General features: G+C 74.2%; 8 protein-coding genes. 4 read left to right on the forward strand and 4 right to left on the reverse strand.

What is annotated here, in order from left to right; all coding sequences use genetic code 11:
* Positions 1-10: 10 nt before the first annotated feature.
* From RM555_RS01990 to RM555_RS02000, 3 genes are all read right to left on the reverse strand, one after another.
* Positions 11-1,093 carry a transporter substrate-binding domain-containing protein gene (locus RM555_RS01990; protein ID WP_311410144.1) on the reverse strand — a complete coding sequence of 361 codons (1,083 nt, stop codon included), beginning with the start codon at positions 1,091-1,093 and terminating at the stop codon, positions 11-13.
* Positions 1,090-2,484, reverse strand: coding sequence for a hypothetical protein (locus RM555_RS01995; protein WP_311410145.1), 1,395 nt, complete (start codon positions 2,482-2,484; stop codon positions 1,090-1,092). The genes RM555_RS01990 and RM555_RS01995 overlap by 4 nt, the downstream gene beginning before the upstream one ends.
* A gap of 245 nt (positions 2,485-2,729) precedes the next feature.
* Positions 2,730-3,968, reverse strand: a complete 1,239-nt coding sequence (locus RM555_RS02000) for a PucR family transcriptional regulator (protein ID WP_311410146.1) — start codon at positions 3,966-3,968, stop codon at positions 2,730-2,732.
* An 85-nt stretch (positions 3,969-4,053) separates the two neighbouring features.
* Here RM555_RS02000 and RM555_RS02005 point away from each other — a divergent pair, with 85 nt between their 5' ends.
* The 3 genes from RM555_RS02005 to RM555_RS02015 all read left to right on the forward strand — a co-directional run bounded on the left by RM555_RS02005 (position 4,054) and on the right by RM555_RS02015 (position 7,731).
* Positions 4,054-5,145, forward strand: a complete 1,092-nt coding sequence (locus tag RM555_RS02005) for a ferredoxin reductase (protein WP_311410147.1) — start codon at positions 4,054-4,056, stop codon at positions 5,143-5,145.
* Between the two features lie 14 nt (positions 5,146-5,159).
* Entirely contained in the window at positions 5,160-6,302 is a 1,143-nt protein-coding gene (locus RM555_RS02010) for a fatty acid desaturase family protein (protein ID WP_311410148.1), read from the forward strand.
* A gap of 256 nt (positions 6,303-6,558) precedes the next feature.
* Complete coding sequence (locus RM555_RS02015; protein ID WP_311410149.1) at positions 6,559-7,731, forward strand: alanine--tRNA ligase-related protein; 1,173 nt, start codon at positions 6,559-6,561, stop codon at positions 7,729-7,731.
* Positions 7,732-7,989: 258 nt separating this feature from the next.
* Here RM555_RS02015 and RM555_RS02020 read toward each other — a convergent pair whose 3' ends face one another.
* A complete protein-coding gene (locus RM555_RS02020) occupies positions 7,990-9,570 on the reverse strand; it encodes a pectate lyase family protein (protein ID WP_311410150.1) in 1,581 nt (526 codons plus the stop codon).
* A 651-nt stretch (positions 9,571-10,221) separates the two neighbouring features.
* Between RM555_RS02020 and RM555_RS02025 the strand changes: the two genes are divergently transcribed.
* Positions 10,222-12,039, forward strand: coding sequence for an acyl-CoA dehydrogenase (locus tag RM555_RS02025; protein WP_311410151.1), 1,818 nt, complete (start codon positions 10,222-10,224; stop codon positions 12,037-12,039).
* Positions 12,040-12,070: the final 31 nt, after the last annotated feature.

A 12,070-nucleotide genomic window follows, 5' to 3' on the forward strand; every position in this document is an offset into this window, starting at 1 on the left:
CCACCGCCCATCAGTCGGCCGGCCGGGGGGCGGCCGGCGAGGGGTCGGGGGGCGGCCACCCGGTGGTGACCGGCCCGGGCGACGGCATGCCCCGGTCCCGGTGGCCGGCGAGCCACCGGTCGTGGGCCTGCTGCCACACCACCGCCGTACGCGGCTGCGCCAGCACGTGGTTGACGAACGCGACCAGCTCCCGACCGTCGGTCAGGCGGAACGCGAAGGCGTGCGGCTCGTCGGTGAACCAGGTGCAGTTCTCGTCCCGGTGGTGGTCGCAGGACCGCCTCTCCGGCCGGGGCGCCTCGGTCACCAACGTCGTGTCCGGGGCCATCCGGGCGAAGCCCAGCAGGATGTTGTCGTCGGTGCTGACCCCGTCGACCTGTCCCTGACGCAGCATGACCAGGCAGTCGACCGGGTGCGGGGCGTGCACCGGGACCGGCCGCAGGCCGCCAGCGGTGCGGTAGCCGGCGATCATCGCCAGCGAGGTGGTGTCCGTGGCGGCGCAGACCCGCCGGCCGCCGAGCTGTTCCATGCCCGCGAACTCGGGCGTGCCGTCGGCGTTCCTGCGGACCAGCACCGTCTGGCCGGAGTCGAGGTAGTCGTTGGAGAACAGCACCCGCCGGGCCCGCTCGCAGGACGCGGTCAGCGACGTGGCGACGACGTCGATCTCCCCCTTGTCGAGCATGGCGAAGGCGCCCTGGCCGGGCGGCACGGCCTTGAAGGTGAGCCGGTTGCGCGGGTCGTCGGCCGGCCAGAGGGCGCGGGCCACGGCCAGCATCAGCTCGATGTTGAAGCCCTCGAACCGCTGGCTGCTGGCGTCCCAGTGGCTCATGGTGGCGTCGGACGGGTCCACGCCGGCGACCAGTTCGCCCCTGTCGAGGATCCGGCGCGGGGGCGTCGGGTCGGGCGGGAGGCTGCGACGCACCGGGCAGACCCCGCCGGTCGCGTCGGTGGTCGGCGTCGTGGCCACCCCCGGTGGCCGCGCGGGGGGCGCGGGCGCGGGTGTCGCCGGCGCGGTGCACCCGGCCAGCGCCGCCAGGAGCGCGAGCGATGCGACCCGGCGCCGGGGCCGCGTCGGGGTCCGCCGGGGTGTGGTCACTGGTACTCCAGATGGCGCTGGCGCAGCCCGGCCACCACACCGGCGGCGGCGAGCAGGGTGACCCAGGCGGCGGCGCCGCCCAGGTGGCGGCGTGCCTCGGGCAGCTCGGCGACCATCCGGGTGACCTCCTCGTTGCGGGTGGTCAGTTCGGTCAGCAGGTGGTCCTCCGCCGCGACGAACGCCCGGCCCGCCGATCCCTCGGCGAGCACGGTGTCGACCGCGTCGCGGAACGCGTCGGGCGTCTTGATCTGCCGGGCCGGCCAGACGTCCTGCTCCAGCGCGGTGCAGTCGATCCGGTCCTTCGGTGCTTCCCGCCCCCCGGCGGGCCCGGAGCAGAGGTCCCGGCTGTCGAAGTCCGCCTTGTGCCCGGCCGGGTCGACGCTCGCGCCGAGCCCCAGGTAGACGTCGGCCCGGCCGGCCAGCAGGGCGCCGAGCCGCTGCTGGGTGGCGCTCTGCGCGTCGATCGCCCGTTCCAGTTCCGGGAACCCCCGGTCGGCGTCCGGCCAGTGCCACCACGAGGAGACCAGCATGGCCAGCACGGCCGTGGTGGCCACCGAGGCCAGCAGCAGGCCCGCGTTCAGCCGGCGCCGGGTCCGCCGGCGCAGCCACACCTGCACCACCACCAGCGCGGCGAGGGCGCCCAGCGGCACCAGCACGGACGCGGCCAGCCAGGGGCGGGCGTCGGCGCGGGCGTCGAGCAGCAGCCTGGTGTCGTAGTTCCACAGGCCCTGGGCCGCGGTGAGCAGCTCGGTGGACATGTAGTGCGACGCCTCCCGCGCGTAGGCGGAGGCGAGCACCGCGCGGGCCGCCGGGCTGCCCGTCCCGGCCTGCTCCGCCGCCCCGGCCGCCGGGCAGGGCTGCCGGTTGCCCGTGGCCGCCGCGGAGAGCGGACCGGCGACCCGCAGGGCGGCGCACACGACGTCGCGGTAGACCTTCAACCGGGCGGCGATGGTCGCCAGCCGGGTGAGGCGGTCCGGGTCGCCGACGGCGTTGCCCATCGAGTCGGTCAGCGTGCGCTCCACCTCGTGGACGGACGCGTCGTAGGCGGCCACCAGCGGGGCCCGCCGCTCCTCGGCCGGCGGCAGCAGGAAGACGGCGCTGGCCGCGACGTCCGCGTCCGCGAGGCCCTGGTAGATCTGCCGGGCGGTCGTGCTGGTGCCCACGGCGGTCGCTGCGGACCGCTCGCCCAGCGTGGTGGCCGACGTGCGGGACTGCACGGCGACGGCGGCGGTGGCGGCCAGCGCGGCGACCAGCACGGCGCCGCTGAGCACGATCAGCGCCGGGGTCGTCCGGAGCGCGTCGCGGAGCCGACCGGTGCCGCCGGAGCGGGTCGGCCCGCTGGCCGGGGCGGACCGGTCGGCCCCGGGCTCGTCCCCCGTGTGCGACGCCATGCCCGTCCTCCCGCTCGCCGGGGCCCTCCGGCGGCCTCCTGGCGGAAGGCGTCGCGGTACCGGAGGCGGCCCCGTCCACCCCGCCGAGCGGTCACCCGGGCGGCCTTCGGCGGAGTCGGCGGCCGGGCGGGTGGTCGCGGGCGGGGAGGATCAGGGTGGCACCGCGGATGTGCGGCTGGCACGCGTTTGTCCGGTATCTGACCTGAGCGTCACCGGTCGGCCACGCACGGGATCGGCCGGTCCGGTCAGAGGGCTGGGTCGTCGGCCTCGGTTCGGGGTGGGAAGGCCAGGGCGAGGGTGAGGTCGAGGACGGTCGCCGGGTCGGTCAGGCGCTCGCCGTACAGCTCGCGGAGCTTGCCCATCCGGTAGCGGACGGTCTGCGCGTGCACGAAGAGGTCGGCGGCCACGTCGTCGCGCCGGCCCTGGTGCAGCAGCCAGGAGCGCAGGGTCTCGGCGAGCCGGTCGGCGGTGCCCGGCGGCAGCGACGCGAGCGGCGCCAGGACCCGGGCGCGCAGGTCGGCGAGCCCTTCCGGGTCGGTGCTCAGCACCAGCTCGGCCAGGTGCTCCTCGGTGTCCAGCGCCGGCCCGTCGTCGGCCGGGCGCAGGCCGAGCGACAGGGCCCGGACCGCCCGCTGGTAGGAGGAGGCGACCAGGGCCCAGGGCCGGGCGGGGCCGAGCAGGGCGCGGCGGCCGTGCAGCACCCGGGCGAGCTGCCGCCGCCGGTCACCGTGCGTGTCGGGCACCAGCAGCACCGCCAGGTCCTCGCCCGCCCCGCCCGCCGGAAGGTCGTCGCCGCTCTCCAGGGTGTGCGGGTGCAGCCGGGCGAGCGCCGCGCGGAGGTTGGCCCGGGGCAGCAGGACGACGGTGAGGGTCTGCGGCGCCGGCCAGTCGGCCCGCTCGGCGCTGCGCAGCAGCGCCTCCTCGGGCTCCCCGGCGAGCAGCCGCTGGGTGAGCCGCTCCAGGTTGCGTCGCCGGGCCCGCCCGGCGCTGGCCAGCTCGTCGGCGTGCCCGGCCACGCTGGCGGCGGAGAGCTCGTCGATGTACGCGAACATCAGCTCGGCGAACTCGGCGACGGTGGCGGCGGACGATCCGCCCTGCACGGTGGTGGTGGACATCTCCCGCCAGGACACCCGGGCGCCGACGCGGTACGCGGCGAGCAGTGCGTCCACGCTCCGGCCGGAGCGTGCCTCGCCGCTGCCGAGGGCGTACGCGGCCTCCAGCGCGCCGACCAGCGGGGTGCTCGGGTCGCCGCCCTGGGAACGGCCGATGAGCTGGAGGAACGTGCCGAGCGCGATCTGCACCGCGGTCTCGATCTTCTCGCGCATCTGACCGGTCAGGGCGCCGGAGTAGCTGGGCACCTCGGCGGTGATGGCGGTCACCGTGCGCTCGGCGAGCAGGGGCAGCCGGTCGTGCAGCGCGCCAGCCACCCGGACGTCCAACTCGAGGCGGGCCGCGCGCCGGGTGGCCTCCGAGCGTTCGGACACGTTTGTTCCCTCCGCACAAAAAGCCTTGTCCGGTTCACCTTCGTAGGTCAAGATTTTATGCCATTCTGCCGGCGACCATCGAATCATGACCACCACCGTCCCGAACCCCTCCGGGAAGGCGGCCCTGCGGGGCCGGATCCTTCGGCTGGCCGCGTCGGTCACCACCCCGCTGCTGCCCGACGACTACCTCGACCTGGTCGCCCCGCTGCGCTCCGGCGCCGACCTGCGCGGCCGGATCCTCGCCGTACGCCCCGAGACCGCCGACGCGGCGACGCTGGTGATCCGCCCCGGCCGCGACTGGCGCGGGCACACCCCCGGGCAGTACGTCCGCCTCGGCGTCGACGTCGACGGCGTACGCCAGTGGCGGGCCTACTCGGTCACCTCGCCCCCCGCCCGCCGGGGCGGGCCGATCTCGGTCACCGTGAAGGCCATCCCCGACGGGGTCGTCAGCAACCATCTCGTCCGGCGCACCCGGCCCGGGACGCTGGTCCAGCTCGACCAGGCCCAGGGCGACTTCGTGCTGCCGGGCCGGCCGCCGGCCCGGGTGCTCTTCGTGACCGCGGGCAGCGGCGTCACCCCCGTGATGGGGATGCTGCGCGCCGACGTGCTGGGCGACGCCGACGTCGTCGTGGTGCACTCGGCGCCCACCCCCGCCGACGTGATCTTCGGCGCGGAGCTGCGGGACCTCGCCGCGCGGGGCGCGATCCGGCTGGTGGAGCGGCACACCGACACCGACGGGCTGCTCACCGTGGCCGACCTCGACCGCCTCGTGCCCGACCACCTCGACCGGGAGACCTGGGCCTGCGGGCCGCTCGGCCTGCTCGACGCCCTGGAGGAGCACTGGACGGCCGGAGGGCGCGGCGACCGGCTGCACACCGAGCGGTTCCGGCCGACCGTCATCTCGCCCGGCGAGGGCGGCACCGTCACCTTCGCCCGCTCGGGCGTCACCGTCGACGCCGACGGCGCCACCCCGCTGCTCGACGCCGGCGAGAACGCCGGGGTGCTGATGCCCTCGGGCTGCCGGATGGGCATCTGCTTCGGCTGCGTCCTGCCGCTGCGCCAGGGCGCGGTTCGGGACCTGCGCAACGGGGAACTGACCACGGCGGTGCCCGGCGACGGCGTCCGCATCCAGACCTGCGTGTCGGCGGCGGCCGGCCCCTGCGACATCGACCACTGACCGGAGTACCTGACGTGACCGTGATCCAGAACAAGACCGTCAACCCGATCGCCCACCTCACCGCCGAGGACATCGAGACCATCGGCAGGGAACTCGACGCGATCCGCGCCCGGGTGGTCGCCGACCGGGGCGAGCGGGACGCCGCGTACATCCGCCGGGTCATCTCGACGCAGCGCAAGCTGGAACTGGGCAGCCGGGTCGTGCTGCTGTTCTCCCTCTTCCCGCCCGCCTGGATCGTGGGCACGGCCGGCCTGACCGTGGCCAAGATCCTGGAGAACATGGAGGTCGGCCACAACGTCCTGCACGGCCAGTGGGACTGGATGCGCGACCCGAAGATCCACTCCACCACCTGGGAGTGGGACCACGTCTCGCCCGCCGACCAGTGGAAGCACTCGCACAACGAGCTGCACCACACGTACACGAACGTCCTCGGCAAGGACAACGACCTCGGCTACGGCATCATGCGCGTCGACGAGGACCAGCGGTGGCACCCGTTCCACCTGGGTCAGCCGCTGTGGAACTTCATCAACGCCTGCTTCTTCGAGTACGGCATCGCCGCGTACGACCTGGAGCTGGGGCGCAACCTGCGCAAGGGCCGGCACAAGAAGCCGGAGTTCCGGGCCCGGGCCCGGGCGGTGGGCCGCAAGATCCGCCGGCAGGTGCTCAAGGACTACGTGGTGCACCCGCTGCTGTCGGGGCCCTCGTTCCTGCACACGCTGGCCGCCACCTTCACCGCCAACCTCCTGCGCAACCTGTGGAGCCACTCGGTGATCATGTGCGGGCACTTCCCGGAGGGCGTGGAGACCTTCTCCCGGCGCTCGATCGAGGGCGAGACCCGCGGCGAGTGGTACCTGCGGCAGATGCTCGGCTCGGCCAACATCAGCGGCAGCCGGCTGATGCACATCATGACCGGCAACCTGTCGTTCCAGATCGAGCACCACCTCTTCCCGGACCTGCCCAGCAACCGCTACCAGGAGATCGCCCCCGAGGTGCGGGCCCTGTTCGACCGCTACGGGCTGAAGTACACCACCGGCTCGCTGCCCCGGCAGGTCTTCTCCGCGTGGAGGAAGGTCGTCCGGCTGTCGCTGCCGAACCGGAAGGCGCCCCGCCGGGTCGACGACCGCCCCGCGCCGGCGCTCGCCACGTCCGGCGTCTGACCCGCCCCCGACGCCGCCGCCCGCCGCGAAACGCGCTGGGCGGCGGCGCGGTGTCCCCGTACAGTCGGGGTATGGAGATCAGGCACCCCTTCGCCGCCGCGGCCGCGCGAGCTTCGCGCTCGTCGGTCGTCGCCGCCTGACCTCACCATCACCCGCCGGCGACCGGAAACGGTCCGCCGGCTTTCTCGTTCCCGTCGGCCCGCCGGTCCCCGGCGGCGGACCCTTTCCGGTCGTCCCACCCGGAAAGGCCACCGCCATGACGTACGACCCGATCAGCCGCACCTTCCTCGACTTCTTCCGCGAGCGCGGCCACGAACTCGTGCCCGACGGCTCCCTGATCCCGCCGCCGGGCGACCCGGTGCTCTTCACCACCTCCGGGATGCACCCCCTGACCCCTTACCTGGAGGGTCGGCCCCATTCGCTGGGTCGGCGGCTGGTGAACGTGCAGCGCTGCCTGCGCACCACCGACCTGGACGAGGTGGGTGACTCCACCCACCTGACCCTGTTCCGGATGCTGGGCTCCTGGTCGCTCGGCGACTACGACCTGCCGCGCAGCCTGCGGTGGGGCTACGAGCTGCTGCGCGACGGCTTCGGCGTGCCGCACGACCGGATGCACGTGACGGTCTTCGGCGGCGACGACCGGGTCGGCCCGGACGAGCCCTCGCTGCTCACGTGGGGTGAGCTGGGTGTGCCCGTGGAGCTGACGGGGGAGGAGAACTGGTGGTCCAACGGCCCGACCGGGCCGTGCGGTCCCGACACCGAGATCTTCCTCTGGACCGGTGACGGCCCGCCCCACGGCACCCCCGGCACCGACGAGCGGTGGATGGAGGTCTGGAACCACGTGGGGATGCGCTACCACCGGCACCCCGACGGTCGACTGACGCCGCTGCGCCAGCCCAACGTGGACACCGGGATGGGCCTCGAACGGCTGGAGATGGTGCTGCGCGGGCACCGTTCGGTCCACGAGGGCGAGGGCCTCGTGCCGTGGGTGCGCGGCGTGTCCGACGTGTGGGGCCTGCGCGACGGGTCGCTGCGCGTGGTCGGCGACCACCTGCGTACGGGCGTGGCGGTGGTCGGCGACGGCGTACGGCCCTCGAACACCGGCCGCGGCTACGTGCTGCGCCGGCTGTTGCGCCGGACGCTCACCACGCTGTGGCGCGACGACCCGTCCAGGACCCTGTCCGACCTGCCGACCGGGCCGGTGCGGCACACCCTCGACGGGTTCCGACAGTCCGTCGGCGTGGACGAGGTGCGGGACGTGTTCTCCGGCGAGGAACGGCGGTTCCGGGAGTTGCTGCGGCGCGGGCGGCCGGTGGTCTCCAGGCGGCGGTCCCGGGGACCGCTGACCGAGGCGGACTACCGCGATCTGCACGACACCCACGGGCTGCCGCGCGACCTCGTCGACGGCCTGCTCGCCGAGGTGGCCTGACCTCGGCGCCCGGCGCCCGGCGCCCGGCGCTCGGCGCTCGGCGCCCGGCGGCCGGCGGCCGGGGACCGGCGCCCGACGCCCGGCGGCCGGCGCCCGGCGCCCGACGCCCGGCGCCCGACGCCCGGCGCCCGACGCCCGACGCCCGACGCCCGGCGGCCGGGGACCGGTGGCGGCGGCGCTCGCCGGGTCGACGCCGGGCGGGTCGCCGCTGCCGTCCGGGACCGGGTCGCCGGTCCCGGACGGCGGCGGGAGCTGCATCTAGCTGGCGTAGGTCTCGAACTCGGCGACCTTCGGCGCGCCGCTCGAACCGGTGATCCTGAACGTGATCTTGGTCAGGGACGTCGCGGAGAAGGTGATGACGCCCGCCCCGCTGCCGGAGGCCAGGACAGCGCCGGTGCCGTGGTTGACGAGCTGCCAGGACCCGATGCTGCCCTGGGTGCCCGACGGCTCACGGATGACGACCCGGGCCACCCTGGTGGCGGAACCCCACTTGATCGAGATGTCGCCGGTCGCGCCCGACGGCGACCAGTGGGTGCTCAGGCTGCCGTCGCGCACGTTGCCGTAGCTCGTGCCGTCGGCCTTGCTGGAGCCGTCGGAGCCGGCGCCGATGCTCAGGTTGCTCCCGCTGGGCGGGTTCGTCGGCCCAGGGGTGGGGCTGCTGGTCGGCCCGGGCGTCGGGCTGGTGGTCGGCCCCGGTGTGGGGGTGGTCGGCGTCGGTGCCGGCGTCTGCGGCGAGCAGCTGCCGTTCGACTCCCGCAGGCCGGTGTTGGCGCCGGCCGTCTGGCGGACGACGTCCGGCACGCAGGCGGCCCCGTCCAGGCTGTACGAGTACGGGATGCTGACGCTGGTGTTGGACACCGGGTTCGGGCCGGCCGGGTTGTTGTCGCCGCTGCGGCTGGACCAGGTCACGTTGTCGAAGACGTTGCCGGCGACCTGCCAGTAGCCGGCCTCGCTGGTGTAGAAGGTGCCCAGGACGTCCTTGGAGTTCCGGAAGTAGTTGTTCTCCACCTTGGCCCTGGCCCCGGCCCGCGAGTTGATGCCGGACTCGTGGAGGCTCACGTAGTGGTTGTTGTAGATGTGCGCGATGCCGCCGCGCAGCAGGGGCGTACGGGAGTCGATGTTCTCGTACAGGTTGTGGTGGAACGTGACGAAGCCGTTCGAGCGGTCGCTCTCGCTGGACCCGATGAGGCCGCCACGGCCGGAGTTGCGCAGGATGCTGTACGACAGCGTCACGTACTGGACGTTGTCCTTCATGTCGAAGAGGCCGTCGTACCCCTCCGACTCCCCGCCCGAGGCCTCCAGGGTGGCGTGGTCGACCCAGACGTTGCGGACGGTGCTCTCCATGCCGATGGCGTCGCCGCCGTTGGACGTGGGCGAGCCCGACTTCTTGACGTTCCGGACCGTCACGTTCCGGATGATGATGTTGCTGGAGTCGCGGATGTGGATGCCCAGCTGGTCGAAGACGGCTCCGGTGCCGACCCCGATGATCGTGACGTTGCTGATCTGCTTGAGCTCGATCACGCCGGCGGCGGTGTTGCAGCTGTCGCCCGACACCTTGGCGGTGTTGCCGTGGTTGATGGTCCCCTGCACCTCGATGATGATCGGGGTGCTGCTGCTGGCCCGGGTGCACAGGGCCGTGTGGATCCCGGTGCCCGTGCTGACCCGTACCGTCTGCCCGCCCGCGCCGCCGGTCGTGCCGCCGTTCTGGGTCGCGTAGCCGGTGGCGGCGCCGGCGGCTGCCGACGCCTGCTGCATCGGCAGGGCCGCCACGCCGAGCGCGGCCCCGACGGCTGTCGTGGCCAGTGCCACCTGGAGTCGCAGTGCGACTGGTCGTCTCATCCTTGCCTCACCTTCGTATGAAATGCGGGGTGTTGCTGTCACGTGCCGTGGTCCGGCCGGCAGGGCCGTCGAGGCTGCCGACGTGTCGCCGGCCGCCGGACGGGTCGCTCGTCGACCCGGCTGTGGAGGTGTTCTTCTCGATGTGGAGCGGGTCGGCGGTTCCGCCCCGGCCTCGACCGTCGAGGTCGTCGGCGTCGGCCGCGAGGCCGCCAAGATCCGCTCGTGGTGGTGCCGTCGCCCGTGCCCGGAAAGCGCTTTCCAGCGAGGATAGGGACCTGTCTATCGCTATGGCAAGAACCTGTCCGGATTGCGGTGTGATGCCCCGCTCCGCCCACCCCGACAGCGGTCGTCCCCGCCGCCGCCGGTAGCGGGGGCAAACGACGTGGGCCGCCAGCGCGGGGGCCGTGTGCGCCGGTGGCGGGGGACGGACGTGGGCCGCCAGCACGGTGGCCGCGGGCGCCGGTGGCGCTTCGCCCCCGGCCGGAGGGCCGGCCGGGAACCCGGCGGCGTCGCCGCGGCACGGCCCGGGCCGACCCGACGGCGCGGCGTCGGGTGATGCGGTGGCCGGCCGGATCAGACAGGATGACCTGCGCGAGGGCGTCGCCGGGCCGCGCCGCGGCCGACGGCCCGCCCGTCGACGGAAGGAGACCCGTGTCGTCCACCCTGCTCTCCCGTCGCGACCTGCGCTTCCTGCTGCACGACTGGCTGGACGTGACCCGGCTGACCGAGCGGCACCGCTACGCCGAGCACTCCCGGGAGACCTTCGACGCCGTGCTGGAGCTCGCCGAGCGGGTCGCGGTCGAGCGGTTCGCCCCGCACAACCGGGCCGCCGACCTCGCCGAGCCCACCTTCGACGGCCGCCGGGTGCACACCATCGCGCAGGTCAAGGAGGCCCTCGACGTCTTCGCCGAGACCGGGCTGCTGGGCGCCGGCATGGACGCGTCCGTCGGCGGCATGCAGCTGCCGCACGTCGTACGGGCCGCCTGCTTCGCCTGGCTCCAGGCCGCCAACGCCGGCACCTCGGCGTATCCGCTGCTGACCCTCGGCAACGCCAACCTGCTGCTGGCGCACGGCAGCCCCGAGCAGATCGACACCTGGGTCCGCCCGATGGTGCAGGGGCGCTTCTTCGGCACGATGTGCCTGTCCGAGCCGCAGGCCGGCAGCTCGCTCGCCGACATCACCACCCGCGCCGAGCCGCAGGACGACGGGACGTACCGGCTGCACGGCACCAAGATGTGGATCTCCGGCGGCGACCACGAGCTGTCGGAGAACATCGTCCACCTGGTGCTCGCCCGGATCCCCGGCGGCCCGCCCGGGGTGAAGGGGATCTCGCTGTTCATCGTCCCGAAGGTGCTGCTGGGCGACGACGGCGCGCTCGGCGCCCGCAACGACGTCGTGCTGGTCGGCCTCAACCACAAGATGGGCTACCGGGGCACCACCAACACGCTGCTCAACTTCGGCGAGGGCGTGCACCGGCCCGGCGGGCGCCCCGGCGCGGTCGGCTACCTGGTCGGCGAGCCGCACCAGGGCCTGGCGCAGATGTTCCACATGATGAACGAGGCGCGCGTCGGGGTGGGTGCCGGCGCCGCCGCCCTCGGCTACACCGGCTATCTCAAGTCCCTCGCGTACGCCCGCCAGCGGCCACAGGGCCGACCGCTGGCCGACAAGGACCCGGCCACGCCGCAGGTGCCCATCGTCGCCCACCCGGACGTGCGACGGATGCTGCTGGCGCAGAAGAGCTACGTCGAGGGCGCCCTGGCGCTCGTCCTGTACTGCGGCCGGCTGCTCGACGAGGAGAAGACCGCACCGGAGGCGGCGGAGCGGGATCGGGCGCGGCTGCTGCTGGACGTGCTCACCCCGATCGCGAAGAGCTGGCCGTCGCAGTGGTGCCTGGCCGCCAACGACCTGGCCATCCAGGTGCACGGCGGCTCCGGCTACACCCGCGACTACGACGTCGAGCAGCACTGGCGCGACAACCGGCTCAACCCGATCCACGAGGGCACCCACGGCATCCAGGCGCTGGACCTGCTGGGTCGCAAGGTCACCATGCGCGACGGGGCCGGGCTGGCGCTGCTGGTGGAGACGGTCCGGGCCACGACCACCCGCGCGTGGCAGGCCGGGGGCGAGGCCGCCGAGCTGGCCGCCCCGCTCGGTGCCGCCCTCGACCGGGTCGCCCTGGTCACCCGGCGACTGTGGAGCACCGGCGACCCGGAGGTGGCGCTGGCCAACGCCAGCGTCTACCTGGAGGCGGTCGGCCATGTGGTGATCGCGTGGATGTGGCTGGAGCAGCTTCTCGTCGTCGAGGCGGCCGGCGGCCCCGGCGACGGCCCGGACGCCGACCTGTACGCCGGCAAGCGGCAGGCCGCCCGGTACTTCTTCCGGCACGAGCTGCCCCGCACCGGCCCGCAGTTCGACCTGCTGGACAGCCTCGACCGGACCACGCTGGAGATGCGCGACGACTGGTTCTGACCCGCCCCCGCCGGTCCCGCCGCCCCTGCGG

It is taken from the genome of Micromonospora reichwaldensis, from assembly GCF_031845925.1.
Taxonomy (GTDB): Bacteria; Actinomycetota; Actinomycetes; order Mycobacteriales; family Micromonosporaceae; genus Micromonospora; species Micromonospora reichwaldensis.